This window comes from Curtobacterium sp. VKM Ac-1395 (assembly GCF_015350975.1).
GTDB lineage: Bacteria > Actinomycetota > Actinomycetes > Actinomycetales > Microbacteriaceae > Curtobacterium.
The window spans coordinates 353,424-370,894 of record NZ_JADKRX010000002.1; the positions used below are offsets into that span (position 1 = coordinate 353,424).

Consider the following 17,471-nt stretch of genomic DNA (forward strand, 5'->3'; position numbering starts at 1 on the left):
GTCATGCGAAGCCCCACGAGCACGACATGCCGCACGCCCCACCGTTCTCTCGCGAGAGAGACCGTCCACCACACGAAGGAATCCATTGCGACGCGCAAAGATCGTTTCGACCCTCGGACCGGCCACCTCGGACTATGAGACCGTCAAGGAGATCATCCAGGCCGGTGTCGACGTCGCCCGTCTCAACCTGAGCCACGGTGACTACAGCGTCCACGAGGCCAACTACGTCAACGTCCGCCGTGCTGCCGAGGAACTCGGCAAGCCGGTCGCGATCCTCGTCGACCTGCAGGGTCCGAAGATCCGCCTCGCCAAGTTCGCCGACGGCCCGCACGAGCTCGCCGTCGGTGACGTCTTCACCATCACGACCGAGGACGTCCCCGGGTCGAAGGAGATCTGCGGCACGACCTTCAAGGGCCTGCCGCAGGACGTCAAGCCCGGCGACCCGCTGCTCATCGACGACGGCCGGGTCCGCCTGCGTGTGCTCGACACCGACGGCGTCCGCGTCCGCACCGAGGTCGTCGTCGGCGGCACCGTGTCGAACAACAAGGGCATCAACCTGCCCGGCGTCGCCGTGAACGTCCCCGCGCTCAGCGAGAAGGACGAGGCCGACCTCCGCTGGGGGATCCGGCAGGGCGCCGACCTCATCGCGCTGTCGTTCGTCCGGAACGCCTCCGACGTCGACCGGGCGCACGAGATCATGGACGAGGAGGGCAAGCGCCTCCCGGTGATCGCGAAGATCGAGAAGCCCCAGGCCGTCGACGCGCTCGAGGAGATCATCGACGCCTTCGACTCGATCATGGTCGCCCGCGGTGACCTCGGCGTCGAGCTGCCGCTCGAGGCCGTCCCGATCGTGCAGAAGCGTGCGGTCGAACTGGCCCGCCGCATGGCCAAGCCGGTCATCGTCGCGACGCAGATGCTCGAGTCGATGATCTCCTCGCCGATCCCGACCCGCGCCGAGACCTCCGACGTCGCGAACGCCGTGCTCGACGGCGCCGACGCCGTGATGCTCTCCGGTGAGACCAGCGTCGGCGAGTACCCGGTGCAGACCGTCCGCACCATGGCCCGCATCGTCGAGTCGACCGAGGACCACGGCCTGGAGCGCATCGCCCCGCTCGGCACGAAGCCCCGCACCCTCGGTGGTGCCATCACGCTGGCCGCCGTCGAGATCGCGGAGTTCACCGAGGCCTCGTACCTCTGCGTGTTCACCGAGTCCGGCGACTCCGCACGCCGCATGTCGCGCCTGCGCCACGGTCTGCCGATCATCGCCTTCACCCCGAACGAAGCCACGCGCCGTCGCATGGCGCTCACCTGGGGCGTCCGCTCGTTCCTCGTGGAGCGCAAGACCCACACCGACGAGCTCTTCTCGCAGGTGGACGACGTCCTCCTCGAGAACGGCCTGGCCGCCCCCGGCGACCGCGTCATCGTGACGGCCGGGTCGCCCCCCGGACTCGAGGGCTCCACGAACGACCTCCGCGTGCACCGCGTCGGCGACGCACACGCCGAGGCCGCTCCGGCCTACGTCCGGGACTGACCCCGCTCCACGGACACCGCGCGACGGCGCGGACGGGAGGCCCCCACAGCGCACAGCTGTCGGCCTCCGGTCCGCGCCGTCGCGCGTCCACCGCCCCCGTCCCGTCGACAGGAGACGACCACGATGCGTGAACCGAGCCTCCCGTCCGACACCGAGGCGCGTCGCCCCGGCGACGTGCGCCGATGGCGGCGCTACCTGGCGGACGAACGCGCCGAGGCGGCCGTGTACCGGAACCTGGCCTCGCGCCGCTCCGGCGAGGAGCGCGACATCCTCGACGCCCTGGCCGAGGCCGAGGGGCGGCACGAACAGCACTGGGTGGACCTGCTCGGCGCCGACGTCGGCCGGCCGCTGCGGGGGAGCCTGCGCACCCGGGTCCTCGCGAGCCTGGCGAAGCGCTTCGGCTCGGTGTTCGTGCTCGCGCTCATGCAGCGTGCCGAGGACCGTTCGCCCTACGCCGACGACGCCGACGCGACCGCACGGATGGCGGCCGACGAGCGGATCCACGGCGAGGTCGTCCGCGGGCTCGCGAACCGCGGGCGGATGCGGCTGTCCGGGACCTTCCGCGCCGCGGTGTTCGGCGCGAACGACGGGCTCGTGTCGAACCTGGCGCTCATCATCGGCATCAGTGCCTCCGGCGCCGACCGGCACTTCGTCCTGCTCAGCGGCATCGCGGGGCTCCTCGCCGGTGCGCTGTCGATGGGCGCGGGGGAGTACGTCTCCGTGCGGTCGCAGCGGGAGCTCCTCGAGGCCTCGGCACCACACCCCGAGGCCGGCAGCGCGGTGGCCGACCTCGACGTCGACGTCAACGAGCTCGCCCTCGTCTACCGCGCCAGGGGCATGCCCGAGGACCAGGCCGCCGCGCACGCCGCCGACGTTCTGGCCGGCCTCGGCAGTGCCCCGGAGACCCGACCGACACGGATCCCCGACGACCACGAGGCGGTCGGCAACGGCATGAGCGCGGCGATCTCGAGCTTCTGCTTCTTCGCCTCGGGCGCGGTCATCCCGATCCTGCCCTACCTGTTCGGGCTCGACGGGTGGCCGGCCATCGGCCTCGCAGCAGCGCTGGTCGGCATCGCCCTGCTCGGGACCGGTGCGGTCGTGGGCGTCCTGAGCGGGGCGTCACCGCTCCGGCGGGCCCTACGGCAGCTCGCGATCGGCTTCGGCGCCGCCGTCGTGACCTACCTGCTCGGCCTGCTCTTCGGGACCGGCGCCGCCTGACGCGCCGGCTGGACCGCGGGTGTCGTCAGCGTCGGACCGCCGCGCGAGGGGGCAGCAGCAGGAGCGCTCCGGCGCCCACCACGATGAGTGCGATGCCGGCGAGGAACGTGAAGACCGTCAGCGCCAGGCCGGGCGCGAGGAGCACGGCCACGCCGCCGAGCAGCGACAGCACCCCGCTGACGACCGACGGCACGCGGGACGACCCCGGGTGGCCGACCGCTCCGCCGACGAGCGCGGCGACGCCCTCGACGAGGAACGCCACCCCGGCCAGCACGGCGTAGACCACCAGCGGGATCGCCGGGTCGAGCAGGGCCACGAGCCCCGCGAGCGCCACGAGCGTGCCGACGATGCCGGACGTCCAGCGCCAGAGCGGCGGCGTGCCGTGCCCACGCACCGCCGCGACGACGCGCAGGACCCCGGACACGACGAGGTACACGCCGAACACCAGGGCGACGACGACGAGCGACGGACGCGGGAGCACGACGGCGACGACACCGAGCACGACGGCGACGACGGCCGTGACGACCACGAAGACGCGGAACGTGCGGACGGCACGGGAATCCACAGGCACTCCTCCTGACCTGGACTGCTTCGGTCCTCGACGGTACCCGGCGTCCGTCGAGTCCGGCCGTGCGCGTTGGGCATGCAGCGCGGTGGGCTGCTGGTAGCGTGGGAGACCTCGCGAGTGTGGTGGAATCGGCAGACACGGGGCACTCAAAATGCTCTGCCTCACGGCGTGCGGGTTCAAGTCCCGCCACTCGTACCGACGCTCCTCACGGCGTGCGGGGCTGTTCCGGTCCCGCCGTCCCGCCACTCGTACCGAATGCTCCTCACGGCGTGCGGGGCTGTTCCGGTCCCGCCGTCCCGCCACTCGTACCGACGCTCGTCACGGAGTGCGGGGCTGTTCCGGTCCCGCCGTCCCGCCACTCGTACCGAACGACTTCACGTCAGCGTCACTGCGTGCCGAAGGCGTCAGGTCTAGTAGGCTCTCCGTCGTGAGTGACACAGAAGCAACTGCAACAGCACCCCGTCGCGTCGTCGTCGCCGAGGACGAGTCGCTCATCCGCCTGGACATCGTCGAGATCCTCCGCGACAACGGGTTCGACGTCGTCGGTGAGGCGGGTGACGGTGAGACCGCGGTCCAGCTGGCCACCGACCTGCGCCCCGACCTCGTCATCATGGACGTCAAGATGCCGCAGCTCGACGGCATCTCCGCCGCCGAGAAGCTCTCCAAGAACCACATCGCTCCGGTCGTCCTGCTCACGGCGTTCAGCCAGAAGGAACTCGTCGAGCGTGCGACCGAGGCCGGCGCCCTCGCCTACGTCGTGAAGCCCTTCACCCCGAACGACCTGCTCCCTGCGATCGAGATCGCCCTCTCGCGGTACCAGCAGATCATCACGCTCGAGGCCGAGGTCGCCGACCTGGTCGAGCGCTTCGAGACCCGCAAGCTCGTCGACCGCGCCAAGGGCCTGCTCAACGAGAAGATGGGCCTCACCGAGCCCGAGGCCTTCCGCTGGATCCAGAAGGCCTCCATGGACCGCCGCCTGACCATGCACGACGTCGCCAAGGCGATCATCGAGCAGCTCAGCGCCAAGAAGTAGTCGCGCACGCAACGCGGAAGCGCCGTCACCCGGTCCGGGTGGCGGCGCTTCCGCGTGTGGTGACCATCTGCGAGGGTGGAGCCGTGAACGACGTCGTGATCCGAGCCTCCCGTCCGACCGACATGCCGTCGGTGGCCGACCTGCGCTGGCGGTGGAGCGTCGAGGAGGGCGGCCAGGCGCCGGTCCACACGGTGGAGGCGTACCGGGCCGCGATGACCGCGTTCGCCGAGGCACACCCGGAGACCCACCGGTGCGTCGTGGCGGAGCGCGACGGTCACGTGCTCGGGATGGCGTGGCTCGGACTGGTGGGCCGTCCGCCGACGCCGGATCGATCCGTGGGGCGCCTGACCGGCGACGTGCAGACGGTGTACGTGCACCCGGACCTGCGTGGGCTCGGCGTGGCGGGCCGTCTGGTCACGGCGTTGCTCGACGTCGCGGACGACCTCGGCGTGGAGCGGGTGTCCGTGCACTCGAGCGTCGACGGCGAGCGGCTGTACCGGCGGCTCGGCTTCGGCGACGCCCGGCTGCTGCTGCAGCGTCCGGCAGAGGACTGAGGCGGTCAGCGCCGCTCGCGGATCATGTTGGTGATCCGCACGGTCGAGCAGCGTCGGCCCTGGTCGTCGGTGAGCACGATCTCGTGGGTCGTGAGCGTGTTCCCGAGGTGGATCGCCGTGCACGTCCCCGTGACGGTGCCGCTCGTCGCGCTCCGGGAGTGCGACGCGTTCAGCTCGATGCCGACCGCGTAGCGACCGGGGCCGGCGTGGACGTTCGCGGCCATCGACCCGAGGCTCTCGGCGAGCACCACGTACGCCCCGCCGTGCAGGAGCCCGACCGGCTGCCGGTTGCCCTCGACCGGGATGGTGCCGACCGCACGCTCGGCGCTCAGCTCCGTGATGACCATGCCCATCTTGTCGGCGAGCTCGCCCATGCCCCGGTCGGCGAGACGCTCGTCCACGGTGCCGGTGGTGGTCGGTTCGTCGGTCACAGCGCTTGACTTCCGTGTCGGGGGGCGTCGGTAGGCTGTCCGGGTGTCGGACTCCGCAAAGCCTACCCTCATGGTCATCGACGGCCATTCGCTCGCCTTCCGGGCCTTCTACGCGCTGCCCGTGGACAGCTTCGTCAACCGTGACGGGCAGCACACGAACGCCATCCACGGCTTCATCTCGATGCTGTTGATGCTGCTCCAGCGCGAGAAGCCGACGCACCTCGCGGTGGCGTTCGACATCTCCCGGTTCTCGTTCCGCACGCGTGAGTACGCCGAGTACAAGGGCACCCGCTCGGAGACCCCCGCGGAGTTCAAGGGGCAGATCCCGCTGCTGCAGCAGGCACTCGAGGCCATGGGCATCACCACCGTCACGAAGGAGGACTACGAGGCCGACGACATCCTCGCGACGCTCTCCTCGCAGGGGGCTGAGCAGGGCTTCCAGGTCTACGTGGTGTCCGGCGACCGCGACTCCATCCAGCTCGTGAACGACGACGTCACGCTGCTCTACCCGTCGGTCCGCGGGGTGTCCGAGCTGACGCGCTACGACCGCGACAAGGTCTACGAGCGCTACGGCATCGAGCCCCACCAGTACCCGGACGTGGCCGCCCTCGTCGGGGAGACCAGCGACAACCTCATCGGCGTCGACAAGGTCGGCGAGAAGACCGCGGTGAAGTGGGTCACCCAGTACGGCTCGCTCGAGGGCGTCCTCGAGCACGCGGACGAGATCAAGGGCGTCGTCGGCAACAACCTGCGCGAGCAGCGGGACCGGGCCGTCCGGAACCGCCGCCTGAACCGGCTGGTCACCGACGTCGAGCTGCCCGTCGGGCCGGCCGACGTCGCGCTCCGTCCCCTCGACGAAGCCGCCGTCCGCGAGCTCTTCGCCAAGCTGCAGTTCCGCACGCTGCTCGACCGCGTGTTCAAGGTCGCGGGGAACGGCGAGCCGAGCGACCAGACCGCGGTGGAGGGCGGCGTCGAGGACACCGGCGTCACCCCGCCGCCGGTGAAGACCCTCATCGACGAGGAACTCGGCTACTGGCTCGAGCGCAAGAACGCGGCCGACGCCGAGAACGGCTACGGCGTCGCGGTGGAGGTCATCGACGGCCGCCTGAGCGCGATCGGCATCGCCACGCACGACGACGCGGTGCTGGTGCCCGGCGGCAGCGGCGCGAAGGACTACGAGCAGCTGACCGCCTGGTTCGCCTCGGACGCCCCGAAGCACTTCCACGACGCCAAGGCCGCCATCAAGGCCCTCGGCACCGCCGGGATCGCCGTGAACGGCGTCGCCGGGGACGCCCGCATCATGGGGTGGCTGGCGAACCCGGGCAAGCAGGGCCAGCCGCTGACCGACCTGGTCTACCAGGAGCTCGGCGAGGAACTGCCCACCGCCGACCCGAACCAGCTCGTCCCCGAGACCGCGCCGGTGAACGTCGGCGTGCACGCCTGGTACGTCCTCCGCGTGACCACGGCGCTGCGTGCCCGCATCGACACCGGCTCGCTCGGGGTGCTGGACGACATCGAGCTGCCGCTGGTGTCGGTGCTCGCGCAGATGGAGACCACCGGCGTCGGCATCGACCGTCCGGTGCTGACCGGGCTGTCGAAGGAGCTCGGGGAGCGCGCCGCCGACCTCGCCCAGCAGGCCTTCGCGGAGATCGGCCACGAGGTCAACCTCGGGTCGCCGAAGCAGCTGCAGGAGGTCCTGTTCACCGAGCTGGCGATGCCGAAGACCCGCAAGACCAAGACGGGCTTCTCGACCGACGCCGCCAGCCTGACCGACCTGCAGGAGCAGCACCCGCACCCGTTCCTCGGCCTGCTGCTGCAGCACCGTGATGCCACGAAGCTCCGGCAGATCGTGGACACCCTCGACGCCGCGGTCGTCGACGGCCGCATCCACACCCGGTACGAGCAGACCGGCACGAGCACGGGGCGGGTGTCCTCGACCGACCCGAACCTGCAGAACATCCCCGTGAAGACCGCCGTCGGCCGCCGCATCCGGTCCGCGTTCGCCGTCGCCGAGCCGTACACGACGCTCCTGACGGCGGACTACTCGCAGATCGAGATGCGGATCATGGCGCACCTCTCCGGTGACCCGGGGCTCGTCCAGGCCTTCAACGAGGGGGAGGACCTCCACCGGTTCGTCGGCGCACGGGTGTTCGGCGTCGAGCCGGCGGACGTCAGCCCCGAGATGCGCACGAAGGTCAAGGCGATGTCGTACGGGCTCGCCTACGGCCTCAGCGCCTTCGGCCTGTCGAAGCAGCTGCGCATCGAGCAGAGCGAAGCCCGCACCCTGATGACCGAGTACTTCGCCCGCTTCGGTGCGGTGCGGGACTACCTCCGCAACGTCGTCGAGCAGGCGCGGGAGGACGGCTACACGGAGACGATCTTCGGCCGCCGCCGCCCCTTCCCGGACCTGAAGAGCCCGAACCGGGTGCTGCGCGAGAACGCCGAGCGGGCTGCCTTGAACGCACCGATCCAGGGGTCCGCGGCCGACATCATGAAGATCGCGATGCTCGGCGTGGCCGCCGACCTCCGCGACGGCGACCTCGGCACGCGACTGCTGCTGCAGGTGCACGACGAACTGATCCTCGAGGTCGCTCCCGGCGAGCAGGAGCGCGTCGAGGAGATCCTGCGGGCGCGCATGGGGTCGGCGGCGGACCTGACCGTGCCGCTCGACGTCCAGGTGGGCACCGGCGCCAACTGGGAGGTCGCCGCGCACTGATGCGGGGTCGTATGGTCGGAGCATGACCACAGAGCGTCCCGTCCGCCAGCCCTCCGCCGTCGACCGGGTCGCCGAGGACTGGGTGACCACCCTCGTCGACCTCGACCCGACCGTCGCCACGTACATCGGCGTCTCCGGGCGCACGGGGGAGTACGGCGACACCTCGCCCGCCGGAGCCGCAGCGTCCGCGGACGCGGCCCGAGCAGCTCGGCGTGCACTCGACGCGGCGGAGCCCGTCGACGCCGTCGACCGCGTCACGAAGACCGACCTCGGGGCGGAGCTCGACCTGGTCGTCGAGTCGTACGAGCGCAAGCTGCACCTGCGCGACCTCAACGTCATCACCAGCCCGGCCCAGGCGCTGCGCGAGGTCATCGACCTGATGCCGACGGCGACCACGTCCGACTGGGAGGACGTCGCGAGCCGGGTGCGGGCACTGCCCGACGCGCTCGAGGGCTTCCGCGAGACCCTGCTCGAGGGCACCCGCGACCAGGTCGTCCCCGCCCGTCGGCAGGTCGAGCTCGTCGCCGAGCAGATGGCCAGGAGCGGCGCCGACGACGGCTTCTTCCGGCAGCTCGCCACCACGGCGGCGCTCGACGACGGCGCACCGGTGCCCGAGGCACTCCGCGCCGAGCTGGTCCGCGGTGGCGAGGTCGCCGCGGCCGCGTACCGCTCGTTCGGCCGGTTCCTCCAGCACGAGCTGATGCCCCTCGCGACGCCCACCGACGCCGTGGGCCGTGATGACTACGAGCTGCACTCCCGCCGGTTCCTCGGTGCGGTGGTCGACCTCGACGAGACGTACGCGTGGGGCCTCGAGGAGCTCGCCCGGATGCGCGAGGAGCAGGAGCGCATCGCCGACCGGATCGAGTCCGGCGCGTCCGTGGCCCGTGCGATCGAGGTGCTCGACGCCGACCCCACCCGGGTCCTGCACGGCACCGAGGCCCTCCGGCAGTGGATGCAGGAGACGAGCGACGAGTCGATCCGGGCGATGGACGGCCGCTACTTCGACATCGCGGACCCGATCAAGCGCCTGGAGTGCCGCATCGCCCCGACGCAGGAGGGCGGGATCTACTACACGGGTCCGTCCGACGACTTCTCGCGCGCCGGCCGCATGTGGTGGTCCGTCCCGGAGGGCGTCACCGAGTTCGGCACCTGGCGGGAGAAGACCACGGTCTACCACGAGGGCGTCCCCGGTCACCACCTGCAGATCAGCCAGGCCGTGTTCAACCGCGGCGAGCTGAACACCTGGCGTCGGCAGCTCGCCGGCCCCTCCGGACACGTGGAGGGCTGGGCGCTGTACGCCGAGCGCCTGATGGAGCAGCTCGGGTTCCTGGACGACGACGGCGACCGCCTCGGGATGCTCGACGGCCAGCGGATGCGCGCAGCCCGTGTCGTGCTCGACATCGGGGTGCACCTGCAGAAGACGAACCCGGACGGCGGCGGCTGGACGTGGGAGTACGCCCTCGACTTCATGGGGCAGAACGTCAACATGGACCCGGCGTTCGTGCGCTTCGAGGTCGCCAGGTACTTCGGGTGGCCCGGCCAGGCGCCGTCGTACAAGGTCGGCCAGCGCGTGTGGGAGTCCGTGCGTGACGAGGTCGCCGCTCGTGAGGGGGCCGACTTCGACCTCAAGGCCTTCCACCACCGGGCACTGGCGCTCGGCGGGGTCGGTCTCGACACCCTCCGGTCGGCGCTGCTCGACTGACCCCGGGAGCTCCGGACGGACCGCCGCGACACGCGCGTTGCCCCGCTTGTGAGGGGTCGAGCGCACCGGTTAGACTTGTGCGGCGCAATCCGCGTCACCACAATCCACCGCCACGGCGGCAGCATGCGGGCACTGTCCCCGCGTCGCCCTGGCCCGACTCATGTCCGTTCGGAGCAATCTCTACATGACAACCACTACGACCAAGGCTCCTAAGCAGGTCGCCATCAACGACATCGGTTCGGCTGATGACTTCCTGGCCGAGGTCGAGAAGACCCTGAAGTTCTTCAACGACGGCGATCTCATCTCCGGCACCGTCGTGAAGATCGACCGCGACGAGGTCCTCCTCGACGTCGGGTACAAGACCGAGGGTGTCATCCCCTCGCGCGAGCTCTCGATCAAGCACGACGTCGACCCCAACGAGGTCGTCAACGTCGGTGACGAGGTCGAGGCCCTGGTCCTCCAGAAGGAGGACAAGGAAGGCCGCCTCATCCTGTCGAAGAAGCGCGCGCAGTACGAGCGTGCGTGGGGCGACGTCGAGAAGATCAAGGAGTCCGACGGGGTCGTCACCGGCACCGTCATCGAGGTCGTCAAGGGTGGCCTCATCGTGGACATCGGTCTCCGCGGCTTCCTCCCGGCATCGCTCATCGAGCTCCGCCGTGTCCGCGACCTCACGCCGTACCTCGGCCAGGAGATCGAGGCCAAGATCCTCGAGCTCGACAAGAACCGCAACAACGTGGTCCTCTCGCGTCGTGCACTGCTCGAGCAGACGCAGTCCGAGTCGCGCACCACGTTCCTGAACAACCTCCACAAGGGCCAGGTCCGCAAGGGCGTCGTCTCGTCGATCGTCAACTTCGGTGCGTTCGTCGACCTCGGCGGCGTCGACGGTCTCGTCCACGTCTCCGAGCTCAGCTGGAAGCACATCGAGCACGCCAGCGAGGTCGTCGAGGTCGGTCAGGAAGTCACCGTCGAGATCCTCGAGGTGGACCTGGACCGCGAGCGCGTGTCGCTCTCGCTCAAGGCCACGCAGGAGGACCCCTGGCAGGTCTTCGCCCGCACCCACGCGATCGGTCAGATCGCACCGGGCAAGGTCACGAAGCTCGTGCCGTTCGGTGCCTTCGTCCGCGTCGCGGACGGCATCGAGGGCCTGGTCCACATCTCGGAGCTCTCGAACAAGCACGTCGAGCTCGCCGAGCAGGTCGTCTCCGTCGGTGACGAGGTCTTCGTGAAGATCATCGACATCGACCTCGACCGTCGTCGCATCTCGCTCAGCCTCAAGCAGGCCAACGAGGGCGTCGACCCGGAGAGCGCCGAGTTCGACCCGGCTCTCTACGGCATGCCGACCGAGTACGACGACAAGGGTGACTACAAGTACCCCGAGGGCTTCGACCCGGAGACCAACGAGTGGCTCGAGGGCTACGACGCACAGCGCGAGGTCTGGGAAGGCCAGTACGCCGCCGCCCAGGCTCGTTGGGAGGCCCACAAGGCACAGGTCGCCAAGTCCCTCACGGACGAGGCCACCGGTACCTTCGACCTCCCGACCAGCGCGTCCTCGTCGTTCACCACCGAGCAGGCCGGCCAGGGCACCCTGGCCGACGACGCCTCGCTCGCGGCGCTCCGCGAGAAGCTCAGCTCGACCAACTGATCGAGCTCAGCAGCAACTGAACGCACCGGAAGCCCGGCATCCCTCAGGGGGTGCCGGGCTTCCGGCGTTCGCGGGGGACCCGCGCCTAGGCTGGTCGCCGTGCGCATCATCGGACTCACGGGCGGCATCGCCGCGGGGAAGTCGACCGTCTCTGGTCGCTGGGCAGAGCACGGCGCCGTCGTCGTCGACGCGGACCGCCTGGCACGGGACGCCGTCGCCCCCGGCAGCCCGGGGCTCGAGCAGGTCGCGGAGCGCTTCGGCCCGTCCGTGATCGCGGCGGACGGAACACTCGACCGGCCGGCCCTCGGTGCGGTCGTGTTCTCCGACCCCGCAGCGCGCAAGGACCTCGAAGCCATCACCCACCCCGAGGTCTGGCGACTCGCCCAGGCCGCGTTCGACGCCGCCGAGCGGGCCGACCCGGACGCGGTGGTGGTCTACGACGTCCCGCTCCTCGCCGAGGCCCGCGGGTCCCGTCCACTGCGCTTCGACGCGGTCGTCGTCGTCGACGCGCCGGCAGCGATGCGGATCGAGCGCCTCGTGCAGCACCGCGGGATGTCCCGACAAGAGGCGGAGCGTCGCGTCGGCGCGCAGGCGAGCGACGCCGACCGCCTCGCCCTGGCCGACCACGTCGTCGACGCCACCGGCACGCTCGAGGACACGGTCCGCTCGGCGGACCAGGTCTGGGCCGTGGTCGCTCCCGTTCCCAGATGAAGCACCGGCTGCTGCTCGTCGTCGCCGCGGTCGTCCTCGTGGCGATCGGGCTGGGCACCCTCGTCGCCGCGAACGTGCTCGCCGGGCAGCGGGTGGCGGACCACGGGCGCGAACCGGCACATGCCCCCTCGCGCAGTCACGCACGCGGGCCCCAGGACGAGTTCCACCGCTTCCGGCTCGGCGCGATCGACGGCGAGCGGCTGGAGCCGAACCGCGACGACTTCGCCGCCAGGACCGCGGCCGACGGACCACTGCTGCTGTTCCTGCCGGCGACCCGTGCGCGGCCGGCGGACTACCAGCGGTTCCTGACGACGGCGCTCGGTGACGGGTACCACGTGCTCGGGCTCGACTACTGGAACCTCGGCAAGACCCTCTCCGGCACGTGCGAGGCCGACCCGCACTGCTACGGCACGGTCCAGCGGAACCGGTTCGACGGCACCCGACAGTCGGACCACAGCGCGGTGTCCCCGGCGGGATCGATCGTCTCGCGGTTCCGCGACGCGATCGCGCACCTCGACGACGTCGACCCGACGGGCGGGTGGGGGCGCTTCGTCGCGGCGGACGAGGACATCGCCTGGAGTGACATCGTCGTGGCCGGGCACTCACAGGGTGGGGGAGAGGCGGCGTACATCGCGCACATCCGGCCGGTCCTCGGCGCGCTGATGTTCGCGTCCCCGGTGGAGTCGCTCGGGCCGGTGCACGCCGCCTGGATGGACCGCCCCGGACAGACCCCGGCGTCACGGATGTATGCCGTGGACGACGTCCGCGACGAGTTCGGCCCGCGGATCCGCGGGTCGTGGACGGCACTCGGTCTCGACGTCCCGGCGACCCCGGGCGGACCGGCGGAACCGTGGCGCACGGACACCGCAGCGCCGCCGGAGGGCTGGTACCCGCACGCCATCCTCACGGACATCAGCATCGGGACGCCGGCGCAGTCGCACTCCCGCATCATCAAGGACACGACGCCGCTCGACGCCCAGGGACAGCCCCGGCTCATCGCGCTCTGGCAGTGGCTGCTCCGACGCTTCCCCCTGCCCACGCAGACGAGTCCCTGACACGCGGTCCCGGACAGCAGGTCCCTGACGGACGGTCATAGCGTCGGGGATTAGCGTGGCAGGGTGCAGCACGACCGCGACCCCCACGCGCCGAACCCCGGCAGCCTCCGCGCCCTGATCCGTCAGCGCGCCACGGACGACCCCGACCACGTGTACCTCGAGGACGCCCGTTCCGACCGGGTGCTCCGCCAGGGCGACCTCGAGACCGCCGTCGCCGCCTGGTCCTCGACCTTCGACGTGATCGGCGTGCCCGACTCCGGCGCCGTGCTCGTCGACGTGGGGGACCCGATCGCGTTCGCCGTCGTCCACCTCGCGGCCGTCGCGAGCGGACGCCGCGCGGTCCCCGTCGACACCGGGCAGCCGACGACCGAACCGGCGCGGCTCGCGGACCTGCTCGGCGGCGCCTCGATCGTGGTCTCGGACCGGCTCGAGGACGCGACCATCCCGGGGACGCCCGCCGCCCGTGTGGACCCGGCCACGGGCCTCCCGTCCGACGTCCGCGACGGCGACGTGCCCACCGAGACACCCGACGCACCCGGTGAGGGGTCCGTCGTGCTGTTCACCTCGGGCTCGACCGGGACGCCGAAGGGCGTCGAGCTGCCGGAGTCGCAGCTGCTGTTCGTCGCCCGCGCCGTGGCGGAGCACAACGGGCTGACCGCGGAGGACCGCGGCTTCAACTCGCTGCCGCTGTTCCACGTCAACGCCGAGGTCGTCGGGCTGCTCTCGACCCTCGTCGCCGGCGGCACGCTCGTGCTCGACCGGCGCTTCCGTCGGACCGGGTTCTGGGAGCTGCTCGCGGAACGGCGGGTGACCTGGCTGAACGCGGTGCCGGCGATCCTCGCGGTGCTCGCGAAGACCGGGCCGCTCGACTTCCCCGACGGCCTGCGGTTCGTGCGGAGTGCCTCGGCACCGCTGCCCGACCCCGTCCGCGCCGCACTGGGTGACGTGCCGCTCGTCGTGAGCTGGGGGATGACCGAGGGCGCGAGCCAGATCACCGCCACACCGCTCGGTGCGCCCGCGCGTGCCGGCACCGTCGGGGTGCCCGTCGGCTGCGCGGTGCAGGTCCGTGACGAGGACGGCGCCGTGCTGCCGGCCGGCACGACCGGGGCGCTGTGGGTCCGCGGGCCGGGCATCGTGCGCTCCTACCTGCACGGCCGCGCTGCCGAGCGCTTCGACCAGGACGGCTGGCTCGCCACGGGGGACGTCGGCTCCGTCGCCGAGGACGGCTGGGTGTCGCTCGCCGGGCGGTCCGACGACGTCATCAACCGCGGGGGCGAGAAGGTCTGGCCCGCCGAGGTCGAGGACGTCCTGCTCGGTGACCCGCGGGTCCTCGAGGCCGTGGTCGTGGCCCGCCCCGACGACGTCCTCGGCAGCGTGCCGGTCGCGTACGTCATCCCGCAGCCACGGGACGAAGACCCAGGCGACGACCGCGACGCCGACGACCGCGGCCGGGACACCACGGACGCCGCCCTCGTCGCCGACCTCACCGCCCGCGCCGAACGGTCCCTGACCCGCTTCCGCCGCCCGGTCGAGATCATCGTCGTCCCCGACCTGCCCCGTGCCCCCACCGGCAAGATCCAGCGCGCCCGGGTGCGCGGCATGGCGGAGACCCCGTGAGCACGACGACGGCGCCGGGCACCGGGGTCAGGACGCCGACGCGGACCGCGGAGGGCCGCCCCCGACACCTCTACGAGATCGACGTCCTCCGCATCCTGACGTTCGCGTGCGTGATCGGCGTGCACACGACGAGCCACACGATGGCGTCCGACGACCTCGGGCTCGCCGGGCTCCTCGCGCTGCTGCACTTCACCCGGCTGGTGTTCTTCACGCTCACCGCGTTCGTGCTCGTGTACAGCTGGTCCATCCGCCCGAAGCCGATGTCGGTGTTCTGGCCGAAACGGTTCCTGCTCGTCGGGGTGCCGTACCTGGCGTGGTCGTTCGTCTACGTCGCGTCCGCGTGGCTGCTCGACGCCGGCCAACGCGGTGACGTCCCGGCGCTCGTCGAGACGTACGCCACCGGCATCGTCACGGGGACGGCGAAGTACCACCTGTACTTCCTGCTCGTGACGATGCAGGTGTACCTGCTGCTGCCCGCGATCATGTGGCTCGTGCGGACCACGCGCCGCCACCACGTCGCGGTGCTCGTCGTCAGCCTGCTCGTGCAGCTCGTCGTCTTCGCCGGCTACAAGTACTTCCCCGCGAGCGACGCCTGGATGCACGGCTACCAGAAGCAGTTCTTCTTCTCGTACGTCTTCTTCATCGTCTCCGGGGCGATCGCGGCCGACCACGCGGAGGGGTTCCTCGGGTTCGTGCGCAGACGTCGCCGGGCGATCGGGTGGGCATTCGTCGGCGGTGCGGTGCTGACGCTGGTCGTGTACGTCGTCCAGATGGCGCTCGGGGACTCGCCCTACAAGGCCGGCACCCCGCTGCAGCCCGTCGAGGTGGTCTGGAGCACCCTCGTCTTCCTCGGGTTCCTCGCCGCGGGGGCGGCCTGGGCCGACCGACGCGTCGCCGGCAGCCGACTGGCACGCGTCGTCGACTACGCCTCGGACCGCTCGTTCGGCATCTTCCTGAGCCACCCGCTGGTGATCTGGCTGCTGCTCTACGGCTCGAGTCCGTTCGAGGCCCTCGTGCCGAAGCCGTGGCTCACCCTCGTGACGTACCTGCTCGTCGTGGTGCTCGCCGTCGCCGTCACCGAGGCCTTCCGCTGGACCCCGCTCAGCGTCCCGCTCACGGGGCGACCGTCGCTCTCCGCGCGGTCGGCGCGGCAGGCGCGGGCCGCGAAGCGCACAGCGACCCGCTGACGGACTGGAGGCTCCCGGCGGCCCCGGTCCGAGCCTCCAGTCCGTCCTGTGGTCAGGCCGAGCGCTGCTCGGCCTTCGGGACGCCGATCTCCAGCACGCCGTCGGTGGAGGTGAGCCGCTGCGGCTTCATGAACCACGCGACGACGGCTGCGGCACCGAGCAGCACGCAGGACAGCGCGAACGGCAGCTGCCAGCCCGACGCGTCGACGAGCACGCCGAAGACGATGGGCGAGATGACCCCGGCGACGCCGAACCCGGTGTTCATGAAGCCGGACGCCGTTCCGGACCACTGCGGCGCGACGTCCATCGGGATGGCCCAGAGGTTGGCGTTGCAGAGCTCGAGGAAGAAGAACGACAGGGCGAGCGAGATCGTCGCCACGAGCAGGCCCTGCCCGATGACGAGCGGCACCAGACAGACGAGCGACCCGCCGAGCCCGACGACGAGGATGGCCCGTCGGGCGTTCCGGGTGTCACCGCCGCGGTGGATGATGCGGTCGCTGAGCATGCCGCCGACGGTGTCCCCGACGACGCCCGCGAGCAGGATGAGCGTCGTGAACAGGGCGAAGTCGCCGATCGCCAGGCCGTAGGTCGAGCTGAGGAAGGTCGGTAGCCAGGTGAGGAACACCCAGAGGGTCCAGCCGTAGCCGAAGTCCACGAACGTGACGGGCAGGATCTGCTTCGCCAGCTGCCCCCACGGCACGGGGGGACGCGTCGCGCGGGTCGCCACGGGCGGGAGCTCGTCGAGCTCGACCTGCGTGATGCCCTTCGCCGACTCGGGCTTGTCCCGGAACAGGAACCACCAGGCGATCGCCCACGCGAAGGACAGCACCGCGGTGGCGAAGAAGGCCAGCCGCCAGCCACTGATCGCGATGAAGTACGCGACGACGAGGGGGGCGAGGGCGTTGCCGAGCCGCGCCGCGGAGTGCACGACCCCCTGCGCGAAGCCGTTCCGGTCGCGGGGGATCCAGCGGCTCATCGCCTGCGTGGCGGTGGGGAACGCGGCCGCCTCGCTCAGCCCGAGCAGGGCGCGGGCGGCGAACAGCGTCCAGAAGCCCACGGCGAACCCGGTCCAGAGCGTCGCCACGCCCCAGATGACCGTGATGACGAAGAGGGCCTTGCGCGGGCCGAACTTCTCGCTGATCGTCCCGCCGAACACCTGGAGCAGGGCGTAGGGCAGCGAGAACGCGGCGACGATGAGACCGGCGGTGGTCTCGTTGAAGCCGAACTCCTCGGTGATGTGGGGGAGTGCGGTCGAGATGTTGGTGCGGTCGATGTACGAGATCGCGTACATGAAGCACAGCAGGAGGAGCACCCGGCCGCGGATGCGTCCGCGGAACGGGGTGCCCTTCGCTGGTGCGGCGGGGGTCGCCGTGGTCATGGGTGGGTGCCTCTTCGCCGGGGGGTGCGGTCGTGTCGTTGCTGAACAGACGGAACGGTAGGAGCCTGGCCTATCAGCGTCCTTGGAGCGTGCTCTCCGCGGACGATACGCCGGACGGGGCAGAGGGG

At 71.1% G+C, this 17,471-nt stretch carries 14 protein-coding genes and 1 tRNA gene; 12 read left to right on the forward strand and 3 right to left on the reverse strand.

What is annotated here, in order from left to right; all coding sequences use genetic code 11:
- The first annotated feature begins 85 nt into the window (after window positions 1-85).
- Both pyk and ITJ68_RS06315 read left to right on the forward strand, forming a co-directional pair.
- A complete protein-coding gene (gene pyk, locus ITJ68_RS06310; RefSeq protein WP_071275148.1) occupies window positions 86-1,531 on the forward strand; it encodes a pyruvate kinase in 1,446 nt (481 codons plus the stop codon).
- 123 nt (window positions 1,532-1,654) lie between these two features.
- The gene (locus tag ITJ68_RS06315; protein WP_194660442.1) at window positions 1,655-2,749 is read left to right on the forward strand and encodes a VIT1/CCC1 transporter family protein; all 1,095 of its coding nucleotides are present in this window, start codon (window positions 1,655-1,657) and stop codon (window positions 2,747-2,749) included.
- 25 nt (window positions 2,750-2,774) lie between these two features.
- On the opposite strand, the gene ITJ68_RS06320 is transcribed toward ITJ68_RS06315, so the two are convergent.
- Window positions 2,775-3,314 (reverse strand): HdeD family acid-resistance protein, encoded by a 540-nt coding sequence (locus ITJ68_RS06320; protein WP_194660443.1) that lies wholly within the window; start codon window positions 3,312-3,314, stop codon window positions 2,775-2,777.
- A gap of 116 nt (window positions 3,315-3,430) precedes the next feature.
- Here ITJ68_RS06320 and ITJ68_RS06325 point away from each other — a divergent pair.
- The 3 genes from ITJ68_RS06325 to ITJ68_RS06335 all read left to right on the forward strand — a co-directional run bounded on the left by ITJ68_RS06325 (window position 3,431) and on the right by ITJ68_RS06335 (window position 4,904).
- Window positions 3,431-3,512: transfer RNA gene (locus tag ITJ68_RS06325), tRNA-Leu, on the forward strand.
- Between the two features lie 232 nt (window positions 3,513-3,744).
- A complete protein-coding gene (locus tag ITJ68_RS06330; RefSeq protein ID WP_071275157.1) occupies window positions 3,745-4,350 on the forward strand; it encodes an ANTAR domain-containing response regulator in 606 nt (201 codons plus the stop codon).
- 83 nt (window positions 4,351-4,433) lie between these two features.
- Entirely contained in the window at window positions 4,434-4,904 is a 471-nt protein-coding gene (locus tag ITJ68_RS06335) for a GNAT family N-acetyltransferase (RefSeq protein ID WP_194660444.1), read from the forward strand.
- Between the two features lie 5 nt (window positions 4,905-4,909).
- Here ITJ68_RS06335 and ITJ68_RS06340 read toward each other — a convergent pair whose 3' ends face one another.
- Complete coding sequence (locus tag ITJ68_RS06340; protein ID WP_194660816.1) at window positions 4,910-5,278, reverse strand: PaaI family thioesterase; 369 nt, start codon at window positions 5,276-5,278, stop codon at window positions 4,910-4,912.
- Window positions 5,279-5,378: 100 nt separating this feature from the next.
- Between ITJ68_RS06340 and polA the strand changes: the two genes are divergently transcribed.
- From polA to ITJ68_RS06375, 7 genes are all read left to right on the forward strand, one after another.
- The gene (gene polA, locus ITJ68_RS06345) at window positions 5,379-8,051 is read left to right on the forward strand and encodes a DNA polymerase I (RefSeq protein WP_194660445.1); all 2,673 of its coding nucleotides are present in this window, start codon (window positions 5,379-5,381) and stop codon (window positions 8,049-8,051) included.
- 22 nt (window positions 8,052-8,073) lie between these two features.
- Entirely contained in the window at window positions 8,074-9,753 is a 1,680-nt protein-coding gene (locus ITJ68_RS06350; protein ID WP_194660446.1) for a DUF885 domain-containing protein, read from the forward strand.
- Window positions 9,754-9,937: 184 nt separating this feature from the next.
- Entirely contained in the window at window positions 9,938-11,395 is a 1,458-nt protein-coding gene (rpsA, locus tag ITJ68_RS06355) for a 30S ribosomal protein S1 (RefSeq protein ID WP_194660447.1), read from the forward strand.
- Between the two features lie 99 nt (window positions 11,396-11,494).
- Window positions 11,495-12,106: a dephospho-CoA kinase gene (coaE, locus tag ITJ68_RS06360; protein ID WP_194660448.1), complete on the forward strand. Its 612-nt coding sequence runs from the start codon at window positions 11,495-11,497 to the stop codon at window positions 12,104-12,106.
- On the forward strand, window positions 12,103-13,161 hold the full coding sequence (locus ITJ68_RS06365; RefSeq protein ID WP_194660449.1) for a BPSS1187 family protein: 1,059 nt from the start codon (window positions 12,103-12,105) through the stop codon (window positions 13,159-13,161). The genes coaE and ITJ68_RS06365 overlap by 4 nt, the downstream gene beginning before the upstream one ends.
- A 63-nt stretch (window positions 13,162-13,224) precedes the next feature.
- Complete coding sequence (locus ITJ68_RS06370) at window positions 13,225-14,778, forward strand: class I adenylate-forming enzyme family protein (protein ID WP_194660450.1); 1,554 nt, start codon at window positions 13,225-13,227, stop codon at window positions 14,776-14,778.
- Window positions 14,775-15,965, forward strand: a complete 1,191-nt coding sequence (locus ITJ68_RS06375) for an acyltransferase (protein ID WP_194660451.1) — start codon at window positions 14,775-14,777, stop codon at window positions 15,963-15,965. The genes ITJ68_RS06370 and ITJ68_RS06375 overlap by 4 nt, the downstream gene beginning before the upstream one ends.
- 52 nt (window positions 15,966-16,017) lie before the next feature.
- Here ITJ68_RS06375 and ITJ68_RS06380 read toward each other — a convergent pair whose 3' ends face one another.
- Window positions 16,018-17,343 carry an MFS transporter gene (locus tag ITJ68_RS06380; protein ID WP_194660452.1) on the reverse strand — a complete coding sequence of 442 codons (1,326 nt, stop codon included), beginning with the start codon at window positions 17,341-17,343 and terminating at the stop codon, window positions 16,018-16,020.
- Between the last annotated feature and the right edge of the window lie 128 nt (window positions 17,344-17,471).

What these genes read in the sequence shown, in the direction of transcription:
- ITJ68_RS06340 (WP_194660816.1), bottom strand. Translation starts at nt 5,278, where the DNA reads ATGGGCGAGCTCGCCGACAAGATGGGCATGGTCATCACGGAGCTGAGC.
- rpsA (WP_194660447.1), top strand. Translation starts at nt 9,938, where the DNA reads ATGACAACCACTACGACCAAGGCTCCTAAGCAGGTCGCCATCAACGAC.
- ITJ68_RS06350 (WP_194660446.1), top strand. Translation starts at nt 8,074, where the DNA reads ATGACCACAGAGCGTCCCGTCCGCCAGCCCTCCGCCGTCGACCGGGTC.
- ITJ68_RS06315 (WP_194660442.1), top strand. Translation starts at nt 1,655, where the DNA reads ATGCGTGAACCGAGCCTCCCGTCCGACACCGAGGCGCGTCGCCCCGGC.
- ITJ68_RS06365 (WP_194660449.1), top strand. Translation starts at nt 12,103, where the DNA reads ATGAAGCACCGGCTGCTGCTCGTCGTCGCCGCGGTCGTCCTCGTGGCG.
- ITJ68_RS06380 (WP_194660452.1), bottom strand. Translation starts at nt 17,343, where the DNA reads ATGACCACGGCGACCCCCGCCGCACCAGCGAAGGGCACCCCGTTCCGC.